At 65.4% G+C, this 23,850-nt stretch carries 30 protein-coding genes and 1 other annotated feature; of the genes, 23 read left to right on the forward strand and 7 right to left on the reverse strand.

The genetic code is table 11. The annotated features are described in order from the left end of the window. The first annotated feature begins 49 nt into the window (after positions 1–49). Complete coding sequence (locus tag ACOGXA_RS17460; protein WP_419925115.1) at positions 50–928, forward strand: DNA-methyltransferase; 879 nt, start codon at positions 50–52, stop codon at positions 926–928. Here the strand turns inward: ACOGXA_RS17460 and ACOGXA_RS17465 are convergent. The 3 genes from ACOGXA_RS17465 to ACOGXA_RS17475 all read right to left on the reverse strand — a co-directional run bounded on the left by ACOGXA_RS17465 (position 877) and on the right by ACOGXA_RS17475 (position 3,795). Beyond that, a complete protein-coding gene (locus ACOGXA_RS17465; RefSeq protein WP_419925116.1) occupies positions 877–1,518 on the reverse strand; it encodes a hypothetical protein in 642 nt (213 codons plus the stop codon). The genes ACOGXA_RS17460 and ACOGXA_RS17465 overlap by 52 nt on opposite strands. Positions 1,519–1,583: 65 nt before the next feature. Beyond that, on the reverse strand, positions 1,584–2,594 hold the full coding sequence (locus tag ACOGXA_RS17470; RefSeq protein ID WP_419925117.1) for a TIGR03617 family F420-dependent LLM class oxidoreductase: 1,011 nt from the start codon (positions 2,592–2,594) through the stop codon (positions 1,584–1,586). Positions 2,595–2,637: 43 nt separating this feature from the next. Further along, the gene (locus ACOGXA_RS17475; protein WP_419925118.1) at positions 2,638–3,795 is read right to left on the reverse strand and encodes a hypothetical protein; all 1,158 of its coding nucleotides are present in this window, start codon (positions 3,793–3,795) and stop codon (positions 2,638–2,640) included. A gap of 72 nt (positions 3,796–3,867) precedes the next feature. On the opposite strand from ACOGXA_RS17475, the gene ACOGXA_RS17480 reads away from it, so the two are divergent. The 12 genes from ACOGXA_RS17480 to ACOGXA_RS17535 all read left to right on the forward strand — a co-directional run bounded on the left by ACOGXA_RS17480 (position 3,868) and on the right by ACOGXA_RS17535 (position 11,433). Beyond that, positions 3,868–4,950, forward strand: coding sequence for a Zn-dependent alcohol dehydrogenase (locus tag ACOGXA_RS17480; protein ID WP_419925119.1), 1,083 nt, complete (start codon positions 3,868–3,870; stop codon positions 4,948–4,950). 38 nt (positions 4,951–4,988) lie between these two features. Next, positions 4,989–5,351: a PEP-utilizing enzyme gene (locus ACOGXA_RS17485; RefSeq protein ID WP_419925120.1), complete on the forward strand. Its 363-nt coding sequence runs from the start codon at positions 4,989–4,991 to the stop codon at positions 5,349–5,351. Positions 5,352–5,355: 4 nt separating this feature from the next. Next, complete coding sequence (locus ACOGXA_RS17490) at positions 5,356–5,811, forward strand: Zn-ribbon domain-containing OB-fold protein (RefSeq protein ID WP_419925121.1); 456 nt, start codon at positions 5,356–5,358, stop codon at positions 5,809–5,811. After that, positions 5,808–6,401 carry a Zn-ribbon domain-containing OB-fold protein gene (locus tag ACOGXA_RS17495; RefSeq protein WP_419925122.1) on the forward strand — a complete coding sequence of 198 codons (594 nt, stop codon included), beginning with the start codon at positions 5,808–5,810 and terminating at the stop codon, positions 6,399–6,401. The genes ACOGXA_RS17490 and ACOGXA_RS17495 overlap by 4 nt, the downstream gene beginning before the upstream one ends. Beyond that, a complete protein-coding gene (locus ACOGXA_RS17500) occupies positions 6,401–7,456 on the forward strand; it encodes a lipid-transfer protein (RefSeq protein WP_419925123.1) in 1,056 nt (351 codons plus the stop codon). The genes ACOGXA_RS17495 and ACOGXA_RS17500 overlap by 1 nt, the downstream gene beginning before the upstream one ends. Beyond that, positions 7,456–8,619, forward strand: a complete 1,164-nt coding sequence (locus tag ACOGXA_RS17505) for a thiolase domain-containing protein (protein WP_419925124.1) — start codon at positions 7,456–7,458, stop codon at positions 8,617–8,619. Before ACOGXA_RS17500 ends, ACOGXA_RS17505 begins: the two co-directional genes overlap by 1 nt. A 38-nt stretch (positions 8,620–8,657) precedes the next feature. Continuing rightward, complete coding sequence (locus tag ACOGXA_RS17510) at positions 8,658–9,002, forward strand: hypothetical protein (RefSeq protein ID WP_419925125.1); 345 nt, start codon at positions 8,658–8,660, stop codon at positions 9,000–9,002. Positions 9,003–9,073: 71 nt separating this feature from the next. Further along, positions 9,074–10,114 (forward strand): hypothetical protein, encoded by a 1,041-nt coding sequence (locus ACOGXA_RS17515; protein ID WP_419925126.1) that lies wholly within the window; start codon positions 9,074–9,076, stop codon positions 10,112–10,114. A 5-nt stretch (positions 10,115–10,119) separates the two neighbouring features. Beyond that, positions 10,120–10,602: a hypothetical protein gene (locus ACOGXA_RS17520; RefSeq protein WP_419925127.1), complete on the forward strand. Its 483-nt coding sequence runs from the start codon at positions 10,120–10,122 to the stop codon at positions 10,600–10,602. A gap of 32 nt (positions 10,603–10,634) precedes the next feature. Next, the gene (locus tag ACOGXA_RS17525; protein WP_419925128.1) at positions 10,635–10,916 is read left to right on the forward strand and encodes a type II toxin-antitoxin system Phd/YefM family antitoxin; all 282 of its coding nucleotides are present in this window, start codon (positions 10,635–10,637) and stop codon (positions 10,914–10,916) included. A gap of 26 nt (positions 10,917–10,942) precedes the next feature. Further along, on the forward strand, positions 10,943–11,083 hold the full coding sequence (locus ACOGXA_RS17530; protein ID WP_419925129.1) for a hypothetical protein: 141 nt from the start codon (positions 10,943–10,945) through the stop codon (positions 11,081–11,083). Between the two features lie 38 nt (positions 11,084–11,121). After that, complete coding sequence (locus ACOGXA_RS17535; protein ID WP_419925130.1) at positions 11,122–11,433, forward strand: hypothetical protein; 312 nt, start codon at positions 11,122–11,124, stop codon at positions 11,431–11,433. Positions 11,434–11,457: 24 nt separating this feature from the next. On the opposite strand, the gene ACOGXA_RS17540 is transcribed toward ACOGXA_RS17535, so the two are convergent. Further along, positions 11,458–12,734, reverse strand: a protein-coding gene (locus ACOGXA_RS17540; RefSeq protein ID WP_419925131.1) for an IS3 family transposase whose coding sequence is annotated in 2 segments (ribosomal slippage) — positions 11,458–12,455 and positions 12,455–12,734 — 1,278 coding nt in all. Because the reading frame shifts where the segments join, the coding sequence is not laid out codon by codon here. Continuing rightward, positions 12,328–12,456, reverse strand: a sequence feature (AL1L pseudoknot). Its footprint overlaps the gene before it by 129 nt. Before the next feature lie 94 nt (positions 12,735–12,828). Between ACOGXA_RS17540 and ACOGXA_RS17545 the strand changes: the two genes are divergently transcribed. Further along, positions 12,829–13,422 (forward strand): CAP domain-containing protein, encoded by a 594-nt coding sequence (locus ACOGXA_RS17545; protein WP_419925132.1) that lies wholly within the window; start codon positions 12,829–12,831, stop codon positions 13,420–13,422. Between the two features lie 60 nt (positions 13,423–13,482). On the opposite strand, the gene ACOGXA_RS17550 is transcribed toward ACOGXA_RS17545, so the two are convergent. Genes ACOGXA_RS17550 through ACOGXA_RS17560 form a run of 3 tightly spaced genes read right to left on the reverse strand, consistent with a single transcriptional unit; the run spans position 13,483 to position 14,288 of the window. Further along, positions 13,483–13,620, reverse strand: a complete 138-nt coding sequence (locus tag ACOGXA_RS17550) for a hypothetical protein (protein ID WP_419925133.1) — start codon at positions 13,618–13,620, stop codon at positions 13,483–13,485. Positions 13,621–13,672: 52 nt separating this feature from the next. After that, the gene (locus ACOGXA_RS17555; protein WP_419925134.1) at positions 13,673–13,981 is read right to left on the reverse strand and encodes a HigA family addiction module antitoxin; all 309 of its coding nucleotides are present in this window, start codon (positions 13,979–13,981) and stop codon (positions 13,673–13,675) included. Positions 13,982–13,994: 13 nt separating this feature from the next. Beyond that, positions 13,995–14,288, reverse strand: a complete 294-nt coding sequence (locus ACOGXA_RS17560) for a type II toxin-antitoxin system RelE/ParE family toxin (protein WP_419925135.1) — start codon at positions 14,286–14,288, stop codon at positions 13,995–13,997. Between the two features lie 415 nt (positions 14,289–14,703). On the opposite strand from ACOGXA_RS17560, the gene ACOGXA_RS17565 reads away from it, so the two are divergent. From ACOGXA_RS17565 to ACOGXA_RS17605, 9 genes are all read left to right on the forward strand, one after another. Next, positions 14,704–14,904 carry a ferredoxin gene (locus ACOGXA_RS17565; RefSeq protein ID WP_419927010.1) on the forward strand — a complete coding sequence of 67 codons (201 nt, stop codon included), beginning with the start codon at positions 14,704–14,706 and terminating at the stop codon, positions 14,902–14,904. A 22-nt stretch (positions 14,905–14,926) separates the two neighbouring features. After that, positions 14,927–16,111, forward strand: coding sequence for an NAD(P)/FAD-dependent oxidoreductase (locus ACOGXA_RS17570; RefSeq protein ID WP_419927011.1), 1,185 nt, complete (start codon positions 14,927–14,929; stop codon positions 16,109–16,111). A 67-nt stretch (positions 16,112–16,178) separates the two neighbouring features. Beyond that, positions 16,179–16,973 (forward strand): TetR family transcriptional regulator, encoded by a 795-nt coding sequence (locus tag ACOGXA_RS17575; protein WP_419925136.1) that lies wholly within the window; start codon positions 16,179–16,181, stop codon positions 16,971–16,973. Between the two features lie 139 nt (positions 16,974–17,112). After that, complete coding sequence (hpnC, locus tag ACOGXA_RS17580; protein WP_419925137.1) at positions 17,113–18,015, forward strand: squalene synthase HpnC; 903 nt, start codon at positions 17,113–17,115, stop codon at positions 18,013–18,015. After that, positions 18,012–18,866, forward strand: coding sequence for a phytoene/squalene synthase family protein (locus ACOGXA_RS17585; protein WP_419925138.1), 855 nt, complete (start codon positions 18,012–18,014; stop codon positions 18,864–18,866). The genes hpnC and ACOGXA_RS17585 overlap by 4 nt, the downstream gene beginning before the upstream one ends. A 58-nt stretch (positions 18,867–18,924) precedes the next feature. Next, positions 18,925–20,415: a hydroxysqualene dehydroxylase HpnE gene (hpnE, locus tag ACOGXA_RS17590; protein ID WP_419925139.1), complete on the forward strand. Its 1,491-nt coding sequence runs from the start codon at positions 18,925–18,927 to the stop codon at positions 20,413–20,415. Then, positions 20,412–21,410, forward strand: coding sequence for a polyprenyl synthetase family protein (locus tag ACOGXA_RS17595; RefSeq protein WP_419925140.1), 999 nt, complete (start codon positions 20,412–20,414; stop codon positions 21,408–21,410). Before hpnE ends, ACOGXA_RS17595 begins: the two co-directional genes overlap by 4 nt. Beyond that, the gene (gene shc, locus ACOGXA_RS17600) at positions 21,410–23,296 is read left to right on the forward strand and encodes a squalene--hopene cyclase (RefSeq protein ID WP_419925141.1); all 1,887 of its coding nucleotides are present in this window, start codon (positions 21,410–21,412) and stop codon (positions 23,294–23,296) included. Before ACOGXA_RS17595 ends, shc begins: the two co-directional genes overlap by 1 nt. Further along, positions 23,293–23,850, forward strand: a complete 558-nt coding sequence (locus ACOGXA_RS17605; RefSeq protein WP_419925142.1) for a hypothetical protein — start codon at positions 23,293–23,295, stop codon at positions 23,848–23,850. The genes shc and ACOGXA_RS17605 overlap by 4 nt, the downstream gene beginning before the upstream one ends.

Here is a 23,850-nt window from a genome sequence, read left to right on the forward strand (position 1 = left end):
TGCCTTCAGCCCGGTATGGGCCCCTGCCTTCCAGGTGGGGCGGGCGTCTGTGTTCTATGGCGACTGCTTGGACTGGCTGGCTGATCAGCCCGCCAATTCGATTCACGGCGTTGTCACCGACCCTCCCTACGGTCTGTTGGAGTATCGGCCGGATCAACAGCGAAAACTCCGTCAAGGACGGGGTGGCGTGTGGCGCATTCCACCGGCATACGACGGACATCGACGATCTCCGGTGCCGAGATTCACCACGCTCACGGAAGCGGATCTTGATGCTTTGGACCGCTTCTTTGCGGCGTGGGCTGATGCTCTCTTTCCCGTGTTGATACCTGGAGCGCACGTGCTGGTTGCCTCAAATCCCCTGCTCTCACACCGTGTGGCTCTTTCGGTGTGTCGTTCAGGCCTCGAGCGGCGGGGAGAGGTCGTCAGGCTGGTGATGACAATGCGAGGTGGCGACCGGCCAAAAAACGCTCATGAGGAGTTTTCGGACGTCACGGTCATGCCAAGGTCCAAATGGGAGCCGTGGCTCTTGTTTCGCAAACCTCTAGACGGACGGGTACAGGACAACCTTCGGAAGTGGGGGACAGGGGGGTTGAGGCGTGTCTCTTCAGAGCGCCCGTTTGCCGATGTGATTGCCTCTTCACCCACACGGCCCGACGAACGTCGTCTCGCTCCGCACCCAAGCCTCAAACCGCAGGCATTTCTGCGCCAAGCAGTCAGGGCGATCCTGCCGCTGGGAGAGGGGATCGTGCTTGACCCGTTTGCAGGATCAGGTTCGACCATCGCAGCTGCCGAGCACATTGGCTATGAGAGCATCGGCGTGGAGTCCGATCCTGAGTATTTTCAGTTGGCTCAGTCGGCTATCCCCCTGCTCGCGGACTACAAACCCTCTTGTGAGCCGCCCTTGTCTTCTGATTCGACATCGAGGTAGACCCAGTTACTCCGCAGTTTCTGAAGCCCTTCTTTGTGGGGGGTTGCTGTACGAGTGCCGAGTTCGCCTCGATCGTTCTTTCTGAAATCATCCACTCCCACACGCGATAGGTACACCTCAGTGAACTTCAACGCCCGACGATCAATGACTGGCTCTGTCTCGTTATCAACTTGGTAGACGAAAACACAAAGCCACTGCTCACGCGCGCCATGGGTGTCAACCGCCCCACCTTTCCTAACCGTTGTCTTGATCTCAACGCCTTCGTCTCCTGCTTTCACTGAGTCGTTGGCGAACTTTCCCTTGACAATCAGATCGGGATGCCCATTGTGGTAGCGATTCTGAGTGAGGACCCTGGAGCGTTTGGCCAAGCTTGCCGTGATCATGTCCGAAAGAGTCCCGGACAAGTTGGCCTTTCGTAGCATGTCTTCAAGCCGGTCAAGGCCTTTGTTCGTGAGGTGTGCGTTCACGTCGTAGAAGAAGTCGTATACGTCTTGCATTGCGGATGTGAAGTCATGAAGCCGCAGTTCATAGGGCAGAGCGGTGTCGGGGTTGAAGCACTGCTCATCCACATGCTGTCTTGTGACTGGCACGAAGGATGACCGTAGCAGCGGCCTTTCGCTGCCCCACACATGAGAAAGAGAGTCGGTTGGGACCCTCAGCCCTTCAGGTTGGCGAACAGTTCGGCCACCAGGGGTTGGGGGGCGCCGTGGAGGGAGAGGTGGATGCGGTCGGCCAGGCCGCCGAAGCGGTTGTGGATCTCGGCGGCGGCCTCGGCAGGGGTGCCCTGGATGCTGAGGGTGTGAACCATCTCGTCGTCCCACACGTCGCCGATATCACCCCAGCGGCCCTGTTTGGTGAGGCGGTTGAGCTCGTCTTGGAGCCCGCCCCAGCCGTGGGCGTCGAGCACCACCCGGTAAGCCGGGGTTGAGCCGTAGAAGCCCAGGTTGGAACGGCAGAGCTGCTCCACTTCCCAGGCCTTTGACTCGTCGGCGCCGTCTTCGTACAGCCCAACGATCACCCCCACTCCGAAGGTGAAATCGTCCCGGCTGCGCCCGGCGGCAGCCAGGCCTGTCTCCACCGCGGGGAGCGTTCTGGTTCGCAGGAAGCGCTCGGAGCAGAACGGGTGGATCAGGATGCCGTCGGCGGTCTCGGCCACCATCTGGGTCATCTTCGGCCCCAGTGCCCCGGCCCAAATGGGCGGCGTCCCCCACTCCAGTGGTTCGGGCTCGAAGATCGGGGTGGAGAGCGTGAAGGTGTAGTAGTCGCCCCGGAAGTCGAGGGGATCGCCGTCCTGCCACCGGGCGAAAATGGCCTTGGTGGCCGCCATCAGCTCCCGCATCTGGGCCACCGGGCGGTCCCACACCGCGCTGTAGCGCTTGGTTATGTGGGGCTTGATCTGCGACCCCAGGCCCAAAGCGAACTTCCCGTCCGACAGCCGGTGCAGGTCGAACGACTGGTAGGCCAGATGCATCGGGCTGCGAGGCAGGGCGATGGCCACGTTGGTGTAGAGGTCGAGGCCGGTGTCTTGGGCCGCGGCCAGCAGGGGGAAGAACACGTCTCGCTGCCCCTCGAAGGTGAACACCCCGTCGACCCCCATGTCCTGGTAGGCCCGGGCCTGGTCCCTAACCCCGGCAAGATCGGCCGATAGCGGCATGTCGAACTTCACGGGGTGCTCCTCCGTTGAATCAATGCCAGGTCGAACTTCACGGTCAGGAGCCTTTCAATCGGGGGAACATCGGGAAGGCCACTTCCTCGGCGCCTTCCTGCTCGGGCAGGCCGCCGGCGAAGATGGGCCACACCGTCTCGGCGGTGTGGGGGTGGGGGATCGACCAGTCGAATTCGTCGTCTATGCCGCACATGGTGGTGAACGGCCACATCAAGCCCCGGAAGTACACATAGGTGCCGTTGCGGACCTTCTCCTCGAAGGTCCAGGTGTTCATCAGCCGGTAGGCATCGGCCTGGGCTTTTTTGACCGCGGCCAGGATGTCGGGGAGCTCCTCCCGGTCCACCGGCACGAGCTTGCCGCCGGGCTGGGGGTTGAACACCGACATGGCCTCCAGCCAGGCCAGGTTGTCGGCCGGAACCGAGAACGTGGTGGACAGGTCGCTCACCCGGTTGTGGACCCCGGGCCGGAACACCAGCCCCACCACCAGATTTTGATAGGGCATATCGGCGGCCACATGGCTCCATGGGATCCAGCTCTGGGCCAGCGACGAGAACTCCCGCACGATCATGTGGCGGCCGTTGGGCAGCGGGTACGGGCCGGTGTCGCCGGTGCCCAGCCGGGTGTCCAGGTACAGCAAGAACAGATACTGCTGGAGCCCGGCCACAAATCGGCGGGCCGTGCGGTTATCGCCGTCGCTTTCCACCGGCCAGGCCGCCTCATAAAGAGTGTCGATGATCTCGGGGTCGCAGGTCCGCAGCGTGTCGGCCGCATCCCAGCACGAGCGGAAGCCGTCGCCCCGCCACGGCTCCACCCATCGGATCCAGTAGTCCATGAGGAAGCGCACCCGATCTTCCACGTCGTTTACCTGGGTGGTGAGCCCCATGGCCGACAGCTCCTCCAGCGCTCTCCAGCCGCCGAACGGGATGCACACCAGGGCGAAGGGGTGGGCGTTGGTGGTCTGCGTGCCTGGCCCCCGCATCTTGGCCCCCAGTTCGGACGCCTCGGCCACCTCGTCGCAGCGGGCCAAGATGTCGGGCCAGCGCAGCCAGGCCTCCATGCCCGAGTAGCCGGTGTACTCCCGCACCGGAATCAGTCCCGAGGTGAGGCCGGTGCGCTTCTTGGAGTTCTCCGAGACCAGGATGTCCCAGAACTCGACTTGGCGGTTCAGCTCCTCGGCGTCCAGCGGAATGGTCTGCGGCATGGCTGACGAGGCTAGCCATCGGTATGGCCGCTAGGTGTGTCGTGGAGCACTGGCGCGGCCTACGATCTTCCAATGCTTGCGGCGATTATGCGAGAAGTGGGCGAGGCCAACCTGGACGTGTGCGACGACGTCGAGATGTTGGACCTGGGCCCAGATGACGTATCCATAAAGATCACCCACACCGGGGTGTGCCACTCCGATGTGTCGGCCATGAACGGGACCATCCCCCAGGCCCCGCCGGCGGTGCTCGGCCACGAGGGCGCGGGGATCATCGATGAGGTGGGCGCCAACGTGGACGACCTGGCGCCCGGCGACCATGTGATCGTGGTGTGGTCTCCGCCGTGCGGGACTTGCGCCTATTGCACAGGCCGCCACCAGCCCAACCTGTGCTCCAACATCACCTTCGGCTCTATGGCCCGCACCAAGTTCAGCCAGGGCGGCCAAGAGCTCATGGGAATGGCCGGAGCGGGAACCTTCGCGGAGAAGATGCTCATGCCTCGTCAGGGCGTGGTGAAGATCGACCCCGACATCCCCTTGGACGTGGCCTCCCTCATCGGCTGTGGCGTGATGACCGGGGCCGGGGCGGCCATGAACACCGCCCAGGTCAGCCCGGGCTCGTCGGTGCTGGTAATCGGCGCCGGAGGCGTAGGGGTGGCCGCCATCCAGGGGGCCAGGATTGCCGGCGCAGCAGAGATCGTGGCGGTGGACAAGAACCCGGCCAAGCTGGACGAGGCCGTCTCCTTTGGGGCTACCCATGCGGTGCTTCCCGAAGACCTGGAGGGGGCCAAGAACGAGATCACCGCAGGCGACGGGTTCGACTACGCGCTGGAGTGCGTCGGCGTTCCCGGTCTCATGCGCACCGCCTACGACATGACCCGTCGAGGCGGCACCTGCTGCATCGTGGGCGTGGGCCGGATGGAAGAGTCGCTTTCGCTGAACGCCTTCGAGCTGTTCTACAACGAGAAGACCCTGGTGGGCTCCTACTACGGCGGCACCGATGTGCGCACCGACTTCCACCGGCTGCTGCGGCTTTGGAAGCACGGCAAGCTCGATTTGGAGCGGATGATCACCCGGCGCATCACCATTGACGAGATCAACCCGGCGCTCGAGGCGGTGCGAAACGGCGAGGTCGTGCGGCAGGTCATCGAGTTCTGACGAATGATGTCGGCTGATCGCCAAGTGATCGATATCTGATGGGAGCAACGGTAGGCCGGGGCAGCCCGGTGTTCTCCGGCACCTCCGGGCAGGGCCGGTTGAGGCGCTTCGACACCCCCGACGACGTGATAGCGGTGCTCGACGCCGGCGACGACGTGGCCTCCGAGACGGTGGCGCTGGTGAAAGACGCCGGGGCCACGTTTCTGGCCCCCATCGAGGCCGACCTGGCCGGGATTCTGTGCCGGTCGGGCGACATCGAGAGCCATCTGGCCATCATCAGCCGGGACTTCCAGATCCCGTGCCTCATGGGGGTGGAGTTCGACGGCGACGAGCCAGCCGACGGGACCACGGTGGTCATCGACACCGATGCCGGGACGATCGCCGTCGACAGCGCAGGATAAGCCGATGCCGGAGCGTCTGCGGGCCGACCTGGTGCTGGAGTACCCGTTCACCCGGACCACAGGACCGGTGATCGGGGCGTTCTTGACCGGACTCCGGGAGGGGGCAATCCTCGGCATCCGCCGCCCCGATGGGACGGTGCTGTGCCCGCCCACCGAGTACGACCCGGAGAGCTCTGAGCCGCTTACCGAGATGGTGGAGGTGGGCCCGGGCGGCGTTCTGGTGAGCTGGACATGGGTGGACCCGCCCCGCTCCCAGTCCCCGTGGGAGAAGCCCCACGGCTTGGGCCTGATCCGGCTGGACGGCGCCGACACTCCCATGGTCCACGGGCTGTTGGTGGAACACCCCAGCGAGCTGGCCAGCGGGATGCGGGTCGTCGCCCGGTGGCGGCCTGAGCGCGAGGGCCACATCGCCGATCTGGTGGGGTTCGTGCCCGAGGAGTCTCCAGGGGAAGGCCGGTGAGCACCGATCCGAGCATTCCCCCCGCGGCATTGTCGGGCCAGGTTCGCCTGCCCGAGAAGCTGGCCGACGTGGAGCCGGTGCGGTCGGTGCGCACGCCCATCCGCCTCGAATACGATTTCATTCCCGGCGATGCCTCATCGGGGTACCTGAACGCCTTCGCCGACCGCAAGATCCTCGGCCAGCGCTCCCCGGTCGACGGGGCGGTGTTCGTGCCCCCTCGGGGGGTGGACCCCCGCCACGGCGCGGCCACCCCCGACTATGTGGAGTTGCCCGACACCGGCCATGTGGGGGGCTTCTGTGTGACCCGGTTGCCCATTCCGGGCCGAGATGACCTCGAGATCCCCTACGTGAGCGCCTGGATCCACCTCGACGGCGCCGACATCGGCTTTTTGGGCCTGGTGGCCGGGATCGACACCTCTGAGGTGCGGATGGGAATGCGGGTGCGGGCGGTGTGGAAGCCCGACGACGAACTGGGCCGCACCGCGGAGAACATCTTGCACTGGGAACCCACCGGCGAACCCGACATCCCGGTGACCGCGGCAGGCACCAACGCCTGGCACGCCAAGCAGGCCGCAGGGGAGCAGGGCTGATGCGCGACATCGCCGTAGTGTCGGTGGCCCAGCACCAACAGAAGGCGCTCACCCACACCACCGAGGTGGAGCTGATGGTGCCGCTCATCAACGAGGCCCGCGGCGGGGTGGGTCTCACCCAAGACGGCATCGGCTTCACCTGCTCGGGAAGCAGCGACTTTCTGGCCGGGCAGGCGTTCTCGTTCGTACACACCCTCGACGCGGTGGGCGCGGTGCCCCCCATCAGCGAGAGCCACGTGGAGATGGACGGGGCCTGGGCTCTGTACGAGGCGTGGGTGAAGCTCCAGATCGGCGAGGTGGACACCGCGCTGGTGTACAGCTACGGCAAGTCATCGCCCGGCTCTCTGCGCGACGTGCTGTCCACCCAACTCGACCCCTACTACCTGGGGCCGCTGTGGCCCGACGCCTTTGCTCTGGCTGGCCTCCAGGCCCGGATCATGCTGGAGTCGGGGGTGGTCAGCGAGCAGCGCCTGGCCGAGATCGCGGTCCGCAGCCTCAACGGCGCGGCCGATAACCCGTGTGCGGTGCGGTCTTCCGCCGAGGCCACCATCGACAGCGTTTTGGCCGAGGCGCCCATCGCCGATCCGCTGCGGCCCAGCGACTGCGCCGCCTCCGCCGACGGAGGCGTGGCCGTGGTGCTGGCCACCGGCGACCGAGCCCGTGAGCTGTGCGATCGGCCCGCGTGGATCAAAGGCATCGACCACCGGATCGACCCCCACCAGCCGGGGGTGCGCGACCTGACCCGGTCGCCCAGTGCGCACAAAGCCGCGGCCAAAGCCGGAGCGGGTTCCGACCGGTTGGATGCCGCGGAGCTGGCCACTCCCTTCACCACCCAAGAGCACATCTTGGAGGTAGAGCTGGGGCTGAGCGCCGACACCGCCGTCAACGCCGGCGGCGGGGCATTGGCCGGCCACACCATGATGGCTGCTGGCCTGATGCGCATCGCCGATGCCGCGGCTCAGATCCACGGGGGTCGAGCCGACCGGGTGCTGGGCCACGCCGCGTCCGGCCTTTACCTCCAGCAGAACCTGGTGTGCGTCATGGAGGGGGAGTGATGGCCGAGCGCACCGCGGTACTGGGGGTCGGTCAGACCAAGTACCAGACCACCCGAGGCGACGTGTCGCTGCCCGGACTGGTGCGGGAGGCCGCCTACCGGGCGCTGGAGGACGCCGAGGCGGGCTGGGACGACATCGACGCGGTGGTGGTGGGCAAGGCCCCCGACTTCTTTGAGGGGGTCATGCAGCCCGAGCTGTTCCTGGCCGAGGCGCTGGGGGCGGTGGGCAAGCCGCTGTTGCGGGTTCACACCGCGGGATCGGTAGGCGGGTCTACCGCGGTGGTGGCCGCCTCGCTAGTGCAGGCCGGCATCCACCGCCGGGTACTCACCTTGGGGTTCGAGAAGCAGTCGGAGTCCAACGCCACCTGGGCGCTGTCTTTGCCCCAGCCGTTCTCGGTGTCGATCAACGCCGGTGCCGGCGGCTACTTCTCGCCCATCATCCGCCAGTACATGGCCCGCACCGACGCCCCCGAGCTGATCGGCTGCATGGTGGCGTTCAAAGACCGCCAACACGCGTTGCGTAACCCCTATGCCCACCTGCAACAGAAGGAGCTGACCTTCGACCAGGTGGTGGAGTCGCCCATGCTTTGGGCGCCGATCCGGTTTTCCGAGACCTGCCCGTCGTCCGACGGGGCCTGTGCGCTGGTGCTGGGCGACGAGGCCGCCGGGGACGACTCGGCCAAGCCGGTGGCCTGGATCCACGGCACGGCACTGCGTAGCGAGGCCAACAACTTCCCCGGGCGCGACGAGGTCAACCCCCAGGCCAGCCGGGACTGCGCCGACGACGTGTTCGCCCAGGCGGGCATCACCGACCGGCGGGCCGAGATCGACGCGGTGGAGATCTACGTGCCGTTCTCGTGGTATGAGCCCATGTGGCTGGAGAGCCTGGGATTCTGTGAGATCGGCGACGGCTGGAAGCTGGTGGAGTCCGGCGCCACCCGTCTCGACGGCGGCGACCTGCCGGTGAACTGCTCGGGCGGGGTGCTGTCGTCCAACCCGATCGGGGCGTCGGGGATGATCCGCTTCGCCGAGGCCGCTCTCCAGGTTAGGGGCATGGCCGGCGACCACCAGGTGGACGGCGCCCGCAAAGCCCTCGGCCACGCTTACGGCGGCGGCGCCCAGTATTACGCCATGTGGATCGTGGGTTCCGACAAGCCTGAATGAACCCACCCGCCGCCCTAGGTGGTTACTGTCAATGGTGTATGCGGGGCTTGTCGCTGTTGTTGGTGCTGGTATCGCTATCGGTTGTGTTTGGGGCGTGTGGCAGCGAGGACAAAGGCGACATTGTGGCGTTCTGCGAGCTGGCTGAAAACGGGGTGGGGATGCAACCGGCAGAAGGCGAGGAGGACTTGGCCCAGCTAGACGCCCTCGAGGCAGCCGCCCCTCCCGACATCCGCGAGGCGGTAACCACCGTGGCCAACGCCTCACGGGAGATCGACGAGATCGAAGACCTCCACGAGCTGTTCCGCCGAGCCTTCGACCTCGAAGAGGCCGTCGCCACCGCCCGCCAGCAAATCCGCACCTACACCCAGCACCACTGCCTGTAAGCGGTTCTGGTCATCGCTGCATCGGCCTTTGTACTTGACGGGGGGGGGGGGGGGGGGTACCTTCCTGGCCTATGAATCCATTCGCAATAGACAATGGTGTGAAGGGTAGATTGCCGTTCGCTGTCGTACTTGTGGCCATTTGCGTGTTGGCAGCGGGGCTTGCCGTTGCCGTGCCAACAGCAAACGCCGATGGCCACACGACGCCTCTTAGAACAGAAACCGTAGAAGTCGAGTTCCCGAATTACCGCTGGTCTTCATATTCGTCTGACTACTGGACAGAGGTGGGAGGCGAGTGTTCATCATTTTTCGGTTGCACACGCTGGTCCGAACTTGCCGCCACGACGACCAGCTCTGGAAGATCAGTGTACTGGTACATGGGCGACGTGCAAGGCGTGTTCACCTTCTCGCGCAAGCTCCTCGAAAATGTGCATGACGATCCTCGCTATTTTCCAGACGGAAGAGTGTTGTGGAGAATCTATGAGAAGCGATCTGGTGACAACGATTTCCGGTTGGTGGAAACCTTTCGTCCAATCTCTCAAAGCGAGAGGTCTGGCTGGTGGACTTACAACAACACGCGCATCGAGTTGGACGGGGAAGTCAGAATACGGGCAACAGGTCGAGACAGCGGGAAACGTATCGCGGTTCAAAAGGTAAGGTTGAACCATGTCGATTTGTTACCAGAACACAAGAATGCCGCGATTGTAATGTGTAGAGTGCGGGTCGGTAATTTCTATGGGCTAAGTAAACCAGACCTCCTGGTATTGGCTCTTGACGGGGTTGGTCTGGCGGAAGCAGCAAGTACTTTAGCTACAAAGGGGGCGGCAGCTTTGTCGCTGGGTAGTAAATTGGCACTAGCCGCCGCCGCATTAGGAGCAGGCTGGTACGGCGGTTGGGCACTGTTTGAAGGATTGTCCCCCGGGATTACAAACCAAGCAGCTAGAGACCTGGCTTACAACTGTAGGAATTTCGAGTACAATCGCATCAAAGGCTTAGGTGTAGTCGCCGGATATCATGTGTTTGCTGATGACATTGCGGAATGGACCGCTGATGGTTTCACTACGCCACTCACTGATGACCCAAGTGATACGTTCACGTTCGAGCGAAGGAATTAGGAAAAGTGTCATCCGAGCAAAATGATGAGAAAAAAATGGTCGGAGTTGGAGATTCACCTCTAACACTTCAAGTAGAAAAACCAACAGCGCTGCAATGGGCATGCGGGTTGGCATGCTTGTTGACTATCATATGTGCTCCTTTACCATGGTTTGGAGCAGGTAGAGCAGGCACTGTCTCTGGTTTTACAATCCAGTTTGGTTTGGCCACTTTGATTCTAGGCATAATGGCATTGATTGTCTTATGGTATGGTGACAGTGAAAAACCAGATCATTACAGCGTGAACATTGCGTTGGATAGTGGGAAACAAATATCAGATGTGTTGGAATCTATGATTGCATACGAAGATGAGGTAATGACGTGGGTTATTCCCGATGTAGTAGGAGATAAACTACAGAAGCATATGATCATCGCAGGGGCGCGAGACAGACTGTTGGCGTATCTTGATGCTTGTGAAACCGGTACAAGTCCTGTGTACGAAGTACCTTGATTAACAGTAGTCAGTAATTGTATACTTGGTAAATGGAGTTGCCACCGAATGCCAGGAGCATCGCGATCAGCGAGTTCCGCCAGAAGTGCTTGTCGCTGTTGCCGGAGGTGGCCGAGACCGGTGGTGAGGTCATCGTCACCCGGCGCGGCAGGTCGCTGGCGGTGGTCTCTCCGGTTCCCGCTGAGAACTCCGAGAGCATTTACGAGCTTTGTTCTGAGGGCGCCATTGGTTATCCCGACCCTACGAAACCGTATTTCTCAGACGAGCAGTGGGACGAGTTTGTGGGGGCAACCGAAGCTCCTTTTGGATGTTGAGGTCGGAGGGGGTCAGGACCATTTCGTTGTCTCCCGAGTTGGCCGTGCAAGCCGTCCGCCTGCTTGATGATGGCTTCCACAAGGATCCGATGGACCAGTTCATCACCGCCACCGCCATTGCCGAGGACTGCGTGTTGGCGACGCAGGACAGGTTGATCAGGGCTTGAGCCGAGGCGCAGGGCAGTCCCCGTCTGGCGCCGTTGAGATGACGAGGTCTGAGCCGATGCGGCCGGCGCTGCGGTTTGGGAAGTACGCCGTTGTCGCTGTGGCGGTGGCGGTTTTGGCTTCGGCGCTGGTGGCGGTGGGGCCGGTTGGGGCGCAGACGTTGGCCGACGTTGGGGTTCGGGATCGGCTGATCACCGAGCAGGAGGCGCTGTTGGATGTGTACCGCTGCCGGTTCGCGGTGGACGTGGGGGAGGTGGGCGGGGGGTGTGCTGGCGGCGCGCCGGCTGCGCCTGCTTGCGGGGCCGGGGGTGTTTGCCGGTGTGCCGTCGGCCCAAGACCTCGTGGTGCGTGATGAGTTGATCGCGGCCCAGGTGAATCACGCCGGGTTTGGTAGAGACTGTTTTTGTTGGGTCACGGCCGGGGTGGCTGTGGTGTTGTTATGGTAGGCGGTTTCGTGGTCGGCGGGGGTGGTGTAGGTGTATCGGCCTTTGAGGAGTTGGCTGTGGCTGCGTCGGTTGTTGTACCAGTCGATGTATTCGAGGGTGGCGAACTCGACGTCGCTTTGTCCCTGCCAGGGGCCGTGCGGGTAGATGAGTTCCCATTTGAACAGGCCGTTGAAGCTCTCGATCATGGCGTTGTCGTAGCTGTCGCCTTTGCTGCCGACCGAGGCGACGATGTCGTTGTCGTCGAGGCGCTGGCTGTAGCGGATCGACACATATTGCGATCCGCGGTCGCTGTGGTGGACGGCTTTGTCGATGCTGTGGCCGCAGCGCCGGCGGGCGGCGATGGCCATGTCCAAAGCGTCGAGCGCCAACTCGGTGCGCAAAGAGCGCGACGCCTGCCAGCCCAGGACCCGGCGGGAGTAGGCGTCGACGACGAACGCCATGTAGACCCAGCCGGAGCGGGTCCGCACCCAGGTGAGGTCAGCGAGCCACAGCCGATCCGGGGCGTCGGCGCCGAAGTCCCTGTTCACGATGTCCTCGGGCATCTCGCCGCCGGCGGCGGGCGTGGTGGTGCGGGGCTTTTTGCCCCGGCGGGCGCCCGCCAGGCCCATCTGGCCCATCAGCCGCTCGACGGTGCAGCGGGCCACCCGCACGCCCTCGACGCGGTTTAGGTGGTCCCACACCTTGGCCGCGCCGTAGGCGCCGTAGTTCGCCTTGTGCGCCCTAGCGATCACCGGGCGCAGCCGGGCGTCGCGCAAAGCACGCTCCGACGGGGCCCGCTTTTTGGCCGCCCAGTAGGTGGACGGGGCGATCCCGACGCCGTGCTCTGTGAGCACCGCGCAGATCGGCTCGACCCCGAACCGGTGCCGGTAGGCGTCGATGAACGCCACTACAGCCTGGACTGGCGGTCGAGCTCCGCCCCGAAGAAAGCCGACGCCGCTTTCAATATCTCGTTAGCCCGGCGCAGCTCGCGGTTCTCGCGCTCGAGCTTTTGGAGCCGCCCGCGCTCCGCGGTCGTCACCCCCGGGCGCATCCCGCCGTCGACCTCCGCTCGGCGCACCTGATTGCGCACCGTCTCCGCCGACGGGCCCAGCTTGTCAGCGACCGAGCAGACCGCCTCCCACTGCGACCCGTGATGCCGCTCGTTGTCCAGCACCATCCGCACCGCCCGCTCACGCAACTCGGCGGGATATCTCCCATGATTTGGCATTGCTCCATCCTCTCAAGGAACAGAGCCTCCACAAAACACGGGGTGATTCAAGGAGGCGCTGCTCAATGTCTACCGCTGCGAGTTCGACATCGACATGGAGCTGGTGCCCGGAGGCTGCGGGGCCCCGGCATCTGGTGATGACCCTGGGCCTGGTGATGGGGCTGGCAGCGACCCGGCGCCGGGTCCCGGTGAGCGGTCTCTTGACGGGTTGGACATCACCGGGTGGGTTGAGGAGGTTATCGCCCGTGGCGGCCTCGGACCAGAGGGCGATCAGGTTGACGAGGAGATCGTGGCCGCCGAGGTGGCGATGTCGGTTCTGGTGAACCTGCTGCGGGTAGGGCAGGGCCTAGGGGATCTGACCTATGACCTGAGGCTGGTCCGGGTGGCCCGGGAGTGGTCGCAGGAGATGGCCGCCACCGGTGATTTCCGCCACAACCCGAGCTTTTCCGACCAGTACCCGCCGGGCTGGTGGACAGCAGCCGAGAACATCGCCTCGTACTATCTGCAAGGCGGCGAGAACCGCTGGGAGTCTCTGAGCGCCACGGTGGTCGACGCCTTCGAGGGCTTGTCGGACAGTCCGGGCCACTACGCCAACATGGCTAACCCCAACATCACGCACATCGGCGTGGGCATCGCCCTGGACGGCAGACAGGTCTACATCACCCAGAACTTCGCCACCTACCCGTGAGCCATCTCCCAACTATGGGACCCGCTGTGGCAGCACCCGTGAGCGGCGGGATAGACCGGGCTAGCAGGCCAGGGCGGTCCGCAGGGCGGTGCAGGCTTGGGCGAGGCGGTCTGGCCCGAGGGTGCAGATGCGCTCGACGAGCAGGGCTTTGGGCACCGCTCTGAGGTTGTCGAAGCTGGCGGCGCAGTCTTCGGGCATGCCGTCGTCGGGGATGCATAGAAATGGCGCTCCTTGCCTCTTGGCTGCCTGTCTAGGGGGATGCCGTTAGCGGCGTGATTCTGTCGAGTTGCTCGGCCTCTTCGTTTTGGGCGCCGTAGAGGTCCCAGCGCTGTTGCAGGTTCATCCAGAAGTCTGCGGTTGTGCCGAAGAACCGGGAGAACCGCAGTGCGGTGCTGGGGCTTATGCCTCGTCGGCCTCGCACCACTTCGTTCACGCGCTGAAAAGGCACGTGTATTGCGACGGCTAGTTCGCGCTGGGTGATCTCCAGCGGTTGCAAGAACTCGTGCAGGAGCATTGCGCCCGGGTGGGTCGGCTCGCGATTGCTCGGAATGCGTACCATTTTGGCTGCCTTTCTAGTGGTAGTCAGTCACCTCGACTTGGTCTGGGCCTGCTGCGGTCCAGATGAAGCAGATGCGAAACTGGTCGTTTACTCGAATGCTGAATTGTCCGCTGCGGTCGCCGCCCAGCCGCTCCAATCTGTTGCCCGGCGGCACCGCGAGGTCGCCCAAGGTTGCGGCAGAGTCAAGCAAGTCCAGCTTTCTGCGGGCAACTCCCCATAGCTGGCGCGGGCAGGCCCGACGGGCATGGGGCGTGTTGCGCCCGTTGAACAGGTCTTCTGTGCCGTCTCCCCGGAACGAGACAATCACAAATACATGATAGCACGGTAATCATGCTATTCCATAAACAGACCTTTGCCGCCCTGCTTGACCGGCGGATTCTAAAGTAGAACCTTGGATCTGCCGGTGCTGGCCGCCACCCACTCCACCAGCGTCGGCAACGATGATCGCCGGCGCAGATCGCCCAGTGAGACAAAGTCGTGTTCTTCTATTGAGCAACCGTCAATTCTCAGACGAGTCGCGACGCGACGATGCGGCTAAGCGGGTTTTTCGGGCCGTTGGCTGGTTCGGGCGGTGGCGGCGCGACCCCTGGTGTTTGGTCCACTCTGATGTGTGCCCTGTTGGTTGGCCACGGTGAACTCCACCGATGAGCCTCCCCGATGGCGACAGGGCGGGGGTTGGTTGGGTAGGGTCGGGGGAGCAGATAATTGGACGGGAGGAAACGATGGGATACCGGGTGGTCGTGGACTACGACCTGTGCGAGAGCAACGCCATTTGCATGCAGGTCGCTCCTGATGTTTTCGAGGTGCGCGACGACGACTTCTTGTACCTGCTGGACGAGACCCCGGGCGACGACGCCCGCGAGCGGGTGAACGAGGCAGTCCAGCGCTGCCCCAAACAGGCCATCGCCGTCGCCGAGGAGTAATCGCCCGCTGCGCTCTCTAGCCATCGTCGGCGCCTCGCTGGCCGGAACCCGGGCGGCCGAGACGCTTCGGCGAGACGGATATGACGGGGACATCACCATCATCGGCGATGAGCCCCACCAGCCCTACGACCGGCCTCCCCTGTCCAAACAGCTCCTCGCCGGGGAGTGGGAAGCCGACCGCATTGCGCTATCCGACGACGATGCGCTCCAAGACTTGGACGCCGACTGGCGGCTGGGCTGTCGGGCCGTGAGCCTCGACGTGGACAGCCGAACCGTGGCCCTCGACGACGGCTCAGCAGTCGCGGCCGACGGCATCCTCATCGCCACCGGGGCCCGTTGCCGGGAGCTTCCCTCCGGCGGGCTCGACGGCATCCACACCCTGCGGGGCCTGGACGACTGCCTGGCCATACGCTCCGAGCTGGAGGCTTCCCCCCAGCGGGTGGCGGTGGTGGGGGCCGGGTTCATCGGCGCCGAGGTGGCGGCCACCGCCCGGGGCTGGGGCCTCGATGTGACGGTCATCGAGGCCCTGCCGGTACCCCTGGGCCGCATCCTGGGAACCGAGATCGGCAACGTGTGCGCTGAAGTCCACCGGGACAACGGAGTGGACCTGCGGCTCGGAGTGGGCGTGGACGGTTTCGACGGCCACGGCCGGGTGGAGCGGGTGAGGTTGAGCGACGGAACGACGGTGGACGCCGATGTGGTGGTGGTGGGCATCGGGGTTGTTCCCAACACCGAGTGGCTGGAAGGCTCGGGGCTGGAGTTGGACAACGGCGTGGTGTGCGACGAGACCTGCCTGGCCGCGCCCGGCATCGCCGCCGCCGGGGACGTGGCCCGGTGGCCCAACCGCCTGTTCGGCGAGACAATGCGGGTCGAGCACTGGGACAACGCCATCGAACAGGGCCAGCACGCAGCCCGCCGCCTATTGGCTACCGACAGCGAGGCCAAGCCCTACACCCCGGTGCCGTGGTTCTGGAGCGACCAGTACGACCGCAAGATCCAGCTGGCCGGCCGGGCCCGGCCCGACGACGAGGTGCGCGTCATCACCGGGTCTACCGAGGAACGGCGATTTGCCGCTCTCTACGGACGAGCTGGCCGCCTGGTTGGCGTGCTTGGATTCAACCGGCCCCGCCATGTGATGAAGTACCGCAACCTCATCGAGCAGGGCACAAGCTTCGATGAGGCGGTCAAAATCGCCGAGCAGGAATAGACCTTCGCGGCCCCAAGTCGCCAAGACGCGCTGGCGGTGGGACTGCCTGGCGAATAAGAGTGGGGGCATGGGCGCTCTCGGGGAGTTCCCCATCAGCGAGCTGGTAGCCCGCACCGGGGTTCCTGCTGCTTCGATACACCACTATCGGCGGCTGGGCCTGTTGCCCGCGCCCCGTCGCGCCGCGGCCAACCGCTTTCTGTACAACCAGCGCCACGCGGAGGCAGTGGAGCGGATCAGGGATCTGCGAGAGCGACACCGCCTCCCGCTGCGCCACATCGCCCAGATCATGGATGCCGAGAACACCGATCACGCCGATGTGCCCAACTTGGCCGACAGCGGCGAGCAGCTGCGCGGCGTGGCCATACAGGAGTTCGCCTTGAGGGGCTACACCGAGGTGAGCGTGGCCGAGATCTGCGCTCAGGCCGGGGTGGCCAAGGGAACCTTCTACCGCTATTACCGCTCCAAGCAGGATCTGTTCTTCCGAGCGGTGGAAGCAGTGGTGGACAACACCGCTGAGGAGTTCGCCGCCGCGGTAGACGGGCAGATCGGCCTGAGCCGAGAAGAGCTCACCCGCCGACTGGCTGAGACCCTCTTGCCGGGTCTGCCCATCATGCTGGAGGTGGCCAAGCGCTCGGTGCAGGGCCAGGTGGAGCACGCCGCGGCCGCCCAGCGGGTTTTCTGGCGACTGGCCGAGAGGCTCGGGGAGGCTCTGTCGGATGATCCCCGGGGCCACCGGCTCGCCGGCGCCCTCATAATGGACGCCATCGCCCACATTTTCGCCGAAGGTCTGATGGGCCGTTTTGCCGATCGCCCGGCCTTCGACCAGTCTGAATCCGCCATTGCCTTGACAGCCCCCGATTGAGCGCGTACAAAAAGGTGACCTAATGGTCACTTTTTTGTTTGCAATTGGGTAACGATTGTCAGAAATCTGTCATAGACGGCCTGGCCCAGTCCGCTGACCAGCGGGTTGAACCGGGCACTTGACCAAAGCGAGGGGCGTTGTGCAGACAGAAGTCGGGTTCGATTTGAACTCGATCATGGCCCAGAGCCGAAGCGAGAACTTCCCGGTTGTGCTGAGAGCTGTCCCGGTGCGCCCCCGGGCCCATCTGCTGGCCGTTTACGGGTTCGCCCGGCTGGTGGACGACATCGGCGATGAGCACGACGGCGACCGCCTAGCCGCACTGGACTGGATTGAAGCTGAGCTCCACTTAGCCCGCACCGGCGGCGCCACCCACCCGGTGATGGCCCAGATCACCCCCCTCCTCGCCGAACTGGACATCGGCGATGAACCGTTCTTGGCGCTCATCGAGGCGAATCGGCTCGATCAGCGCAAGCACCGCTATCAGACCCAGGCCGAGCTGGCCGAGTACTGCACGCTGTCGGCCAATCCGGTGGGGCGGCTGGTTCTGGCGGTGTTCGGCGCGGCCACCGCCGACCGCATCGCCCTCAGCGATGCGGTGTGTACCGGACTCCAGTTGGTGGAACACCTCCAGGACATCGGCGAGGACTACACCGAGAAGGGCCGAGTCTACTTCCCGGCCGACGAGATGGCCCGCTTCGGCGTCGATGAAGACGATCTTGGGGCGGACCGGGCAACCGACCAGCTTCGCCGCCTGGTGGCCCACCAGTGCGACACCGCACGCGGGCTGCTCAGTCGGGGCGTTCCGTTGGTGGCCTCCCTAAGCGGGTGGGCCAAGGTCACGGTGGCCGGCTATGTGGCCGGCGGGTTTGCCGCGTTGGATGCCATCGCCGGCGCCGACCACGACGTGCTGGGAAAGCTGCGGACCCCGACCAAGGTCCGCACCGCGGCCCACATGGCTCGGCTGGTTGTTCCCCGCAAGGTGACCGACGCCAAACCGATCCGAGCGGCGCGCGGCGCCGCGGCCCGCTGGAGGCGAAGGTGAGGACAGCCGACGCCTATCAGCGGTGCGAGGAGATCACTCGGACCGAGGCCCGCAATTTCTCCTATGGCATCCGGCTGCTGCCCAAGCCGAAGCGCCTGGCCATGTCGGCGTTGTACGCCATGGCCCGGCGCATCGATGATGTGGGCGACGGCCCGCTTCCCCAAGACGAAAAGCTCGCCCGACTGGCTGGGCTGCGGGCCGACATCGACACCCTGGCCAGCGGCAAACTGAGCGACGCTGAAGATCCGGTGCTGGTTGGACTGCACCACGCCATCGGCCAATTCCCCATCCCGGTGGCCGCCCTGAACGAGATCGTCGACGGGTGCGAGCAGGACGCCGTGGGGAAGGCGTACACCACCATCGAGGACACAGAGCAGTATTGCCGGCTGGTGGCGGGATCGGTGGGCCGCCTGTCGCTGGGGGTGTTCGGCGCCAGCGGCGACCCCGATGAGGCCGCGGAGCTGGCCGATGTGCTGGGAATAGCCCTTCAGCTCACCAACATTCTGCGCGACATCGTGGAGGACCGGGGCATGGGCCGGGTCTACCTGCCCGCCGCCGATATCGAGCGATTCGGCTGCGCCCCCGACCTGACCGGGCCCACCGAAGCGGTGGGGGCTCTGGTGTCGTTCGAGGCGGAGCGGGCGGAGCGGAGGTTTGCCGAGGGGCTGAAGCTGCTCAAGATGCTGGACCACCGCAGTCGGGCCTGTACCGGGGCCATGGCTGGGATCTACCACCGGCTGCTGGCCCGAATTGCGGCTGCCCCCGCGGCCGTGCTGGAGGGACGGTTGTCGCTGCCCACCAGGGAAAAGGCCTGGGTGGCCCTCCGCAGCCTGGCCGGAGTCACCCCATGAGGCTGGGGCCCTCCGAGAAGGCGTCGGCCGTCATGTCGCCCCTGCGGGGAGTCGCCCCATGAGCGCTGCCGCTGTCAAACCGACGGCCGATAGGGGTGCGGCGCCAAAGATCACGGTGGTCGGAGGAGGACTGGCCGGCCTGGCCGCGGCAGTAGCCGCCGCCGACGGCGGGGCCCGCGTAACGCTGTATGAGCGGGCGCCCCGCTTGGGCGGGGCCACCTGGTCGTTCCAGCGCAACGGCCGGTGGTTCGACAACGGCCAGCACGTGTTCATGCGGTGCTGCACCGAGTACCGGGCTTTTCTGGACCGCTTGGGAGTGGCCGCCCAGGTGACTGAGCAGTCACGGCTGTCGGTTCCCGTGGCCCGCCCCGGCCGCCGCCCGGCGCGCATCTCGCGCACCGGCGCCCCGGCCCCCCTGCATTTGGCCCGGTCGCTCCTGTGCTACGGCCCGCTTTCTGTGGCCGACCGGCTCCGGGCGGTTCGCACCGCACTGGCCCTGCGCCGCCTTGATCCCGACGACCCGGGAACCGACGAGATGAGCTTCGGGGGATGGCTGCGGTTTCGGGGGGAGTCCGACCGGTCCATCGCCGGCCTGTGGGACCTGATCTGCCTGCCCACCGTGAACCTGAGGGCCGACGACGCCGCGCTGAGCCTGGCGGTCAAGGTGTTTCGCACCGGGCTCCTGGACGACGCCGACTCCGCCGACCTCGGCTGGACTCGGGTGCCGTTGTCGGCCCTCCACGGCGATGCCGCCGTCCGGGAGATAACCGCTCGAGGCGGGAGCATCCAGCTCCAAGCGCCAGTGGAATCCGTGGAAGACGGCCCTTCGGTGACCGCGGCCGGGCAGCGGATCGATGCCGACGCGGTGATCCTCGCCGTGCCCCACGATGCTGTGTGCGATTTGTTGCCACCCGACACCGTGGACAGCCAGGCCGAGTTGGCCGCCCTGGGGATTTCTCCCATAGTCAACGTGCATTTCGTGTTTGACCGCCGAGTCATGGACGTGCCGTTCACCGCGGCTCTTGACTCTCCGGTGCAGTTCGTGTTCGACCGCACCGAGGCCGCCCATTGGGCTGCGGTTGACCCCGGGGTTCCCGCTGGCGCCAACGGCGGCGGCAACCAGGTTGTGCCTGGTCCAAAAGGGCAGGCGGCGGTGTCCCACGGTGAGCAGGTTGTGGCCGTGTCGCAGTCAGCGGCATTCGATGAGATCGGCGATCGGCCCGCTGAAATGATCGAGCGCTATCGCTCGGCGCTCGCCGACCTCTTACCCCTCTCAGCCGAAGCCGAAGTATTGGATGCGGTGGTGACCCGGGAGCATCGGGCCACCTTCGCCGGCCATCCCGGCACCCGGCGGCTTCGTCCCGGTCCGGCCACAGCCATCGATGGCCTGTTCCTGGCCGGGGCGTGGACCGATACCGGCTGGCCGGCCACCATGGAGGGAGCAGTCCGCTCCGGCAACCGGGCGGCTCGTCTCGCGCTGGATCACTGCCGCGGTGCCGACGGGTTCGCCCCCGGGCGCCAAGACCAATGGGAAAGGACGATTGCATGAGCGGTGCATCTTCGGGACCGGCCATTCTTGACCGGGCCAGAAAGCTGGTCGACCCGGCCATCGCCGCCGCCTTGGGCGGTCTGGGCGACGAGCTGAGGGTGCCCGCCGAATACCATTTCCAGGGTCGGGGCAAAGGAACCCGCCCAGCACTGGCCATCTTGTCGGCCGAGACCGCCGGTGCTCCCTCAGAGACCGGGGTGCCCGCAGCAGTGGCCATCGAGTTGGCTCACGACTTCTCGCTCATCCACGATGACATCATCGACAACGATGCCGAGCGCCGACACCGGGCCACGGTGTGGGCCAAGTTCGGCATCGGTGTCGGTGTGGTGGTGGGAGACGCCCTCCACGCCTTGGCCTTCGAAACCTTGATGTCCGACCCCACCCCGCCCAGAGTCAGAGCAGCCAAGCATCTCGCTGAGGCGGTTTCGGCCATGATCGCGGGCCAGAGCATGGACATGGCCTTTGAAGAGATGCCCAATATCACTCTGGAGCAATGCCTGGCCATGGAGAAGGGAAAGACCGGAGCGCTCTTGTCTTTCGCCTCTTCAGCGGGAGCCATCTTGGCCGGGGCCGATGAAGAGGTCGTCGAGGGGTTGGCCGACTATGGCATGCATATGGGGATCGCGTTTCAGGCGGTGGACGATCTGCTGGGCATTTGGGGTGATCCCGAGCGCACCGGGAAGCCCGCAGGTGCTGATCTGAGGGAGCGGAAGAAGTCGGTGCCGGTGGTGATCGCGCTCAACAGCGGCACGTCGATAGCCGATGATCTGGCCGAACTCTATGCCCGCCCCCACTTGGGCGAAGAAGATGTGGACACGGCCCGGGCCCTGGTTGATGTGGGGGGTGGTCGGGAAGGCACCCAGGCGCTGGCCCGGACCCACCTCGGTTTGGCGATGTCGGCCCTCGACTCAGTCTCACAACACCAGTCGGTTGCGACTGGGGCGGTGGAGGAAATGCGTTGTCTAGCCCAGTTCATCGCAGGGAGGGACTTCTAGTGAGGGTAGAGCAATCCCTGGCCCGAGGGCGTGATCGGCTCCTGAGCCTCCAAGATGCCGAGGGGTGGTGGAAGGATGAACTGGAGACCAACGTTTCCATCGAGGCCGAGGATCTCTTTCTGCGGGAGTTCTTGGGCATTGCCGACCCGGAGGTCACCCGGCAGACCGCCAACTGGATCCGCCACAGCCAGCGGTCCGACGGAACGTGGTCGACCTACTACCAGGGTCCGGCCGATCTGTCGGTCACCGTGGAGGCCTACTGGGCGCTGCGCTATGCCGGCGATCCTGCCATAGCCGACCACATGGTCAAAGCGGCCGCCTACATCCGCAGCGAAGGCGGCTTGGAGCGGAGCCGGGTGTTCACCCGAATCTGGATGGCGCTGTTCGGCCTGTGGTCATGGGAGGACCTGCCCGCACTGCCGCCTGAGGTGACCCTGTTGCCCAAGAGGGTGCCGTTGAACATATACGACTTCGCCTGCTGGGCCCGCCAGACTGTGGTGGCGCTGACCGTGGTGGGGGCCCACCGCCCGGTGCGGTCGATGGGGATCAGCTTGGATGAGATTCGCACCGGGGCCATCCCTCCGGAGAGAGAGCTCGCTCCTCCCGGCAGTGCGGCTCGGCGGTTCCAGCGGCTCGACAAGGTGCTGCACCGGTACGAGAACCGCCCGAATCGACGGCTGCGGGAGTGGGCGCTCAGCCGGGCCGAGCAGTGGATCATCGCCCGACAAGAGGCCGACGGCTGTTGGGGCGGCATCCAGCCGCCGTGGGTGTACTCGCTTTTGGCCCTGTACCTGCGGGGCTATTCCCTGAAACATCCCATCTTGGCCCAAGGGCTGGAGGGGTTCGACGCCTGGACCATCGTCGAGGACGATATGCGCCGGCTGGAGTGCTGCCAGTCGCCGGTGTGGGACAGTTGCCTGGCTCTGGTCGCGCTGGCCGACGCCGGCATGGCGCCAGACGACTCGCACATGGAGGCCGGGGCCCGTTGGCTTTTGGACCAAGAAGTCCGCGTTGTCGGCGACTGGGCCGAACAGCGCCCCCACCTGGCCCCCGGCGGGTGGGCGTTCGAGTTCGAGAACAGCTTTTACCCTGATCTTGACGACACCGCCGAGGTGGCGCTGGCGTTGCGCCGCATCCGCCATCCCGACGCCAAGCAGGTGCAGAAGGCTCTGGACCGGGCGGTGGTCTGGACCCAGGGAATGCAGTGCTCGAACGGCGGCTGGGCGGCCTTCGACGCCGACAACTGCTCCCCGCTGGTGGCCGAGCTGCCCTTCTGCGACTTCGGGGAGGTCATCGATCCCCCATCGTCGGATGTGACCGCTCACGTGGTGGAGATGCTGTGCGAGTTGGATGCCGACAAGCAGGGCCTGCCGGTGGACCGTCGGGCAGTGGACCGCGGGGTTGAGTGGCTGAGCGCGGAACAGGAGGCCGACGGATCGTGGTACGGGCGATGGGGGGCCAACCACATCTACGGAACCGGCGCGGCGGTTCCGGCGCTCATCAGCTCTGGGGTGCCGACCGACGACGACCGGGTGGTGCGGGCCTGCCGGTGGCTGGAGGCGGTGCAGAACCCCGACGGCGGCTGGGGCGAGGACATGCGCTCGTATGTAGATCACGAGTGGCGGGGTCGCGGAGAGTCCACTCCGTCGCAGACCGCATGGGCGCTGCTGGCGTTGATAGCCGCAGACCGAGCCGGAGGGGACGCAGCCCGGCGCGGGGTGGCCTGGTTGGTGGGCAACCAGCGGGTTGACGGCGACTGGGACGAGCCCTGGTACACCGGGACCGGCTTCTCTGGGGACTTCTACATCCGATACCACCTGTACCGCCTGATTTTCCCGGTGATGGCCCTGGGCCGCTGGGTGCGGGCGACGAGCGGCGGGAAGTGACCCTGGTGGTGCTCTGCCCGTTGGCTATGGAGGCCCGAGCCGCACGAAGAGGCACCCGCCGGCAAGGCGCTGGGGCGACGGTGGTGTGTACCGGCATGGGTCCCAAGCCGAGCCGCCGGGTCGAGCCGCACGACGGGCCCGTGGCGGTGGTCGGCATGGGCGGGGCGGTAGTCGACGGGATCAAGCCGGGTGATGTGGTGGTGGCCACCGAAGTGTCGGCCGCCGATGTGGCGCCGATCGGCCTGCCCCGGGCCCACGCGGTGGCCAAGAGCCTGGAAGCGGCCGGTTTCACCGTGTACGCCGGCCCGGTGGCCAGTGTGTCTGAACTAGCCATCGGCCCGCGCCGACAGGAGCTGGCCGACCGCGGCGCGGTGGCGGTGGACATGGAGTCGGCCTGGTTGTTGGAGCACCATCGCGGTTCGGCGGCGGTGGTGCGGGTGGTGACCGACACCCCCTCCCACGAGCTGCGAACCGTCGCTGCCCCGTCAAGGATCTATAGAGCGCTGCGCACCATTCGACGGCTGACGCCGGTGCTGGCCAAGGAGGTTTGCTGA

This window comes from Candidatus Poriferisocius sp., from assembly GCF_965208475.1.
In the GTDB taxonomy this organism is placed as follows: domain Bacteria; phylum Actinomycetota; class Acidimicrobiia; order Acidimicrobiales; family Bin134; genus Poriferisocius.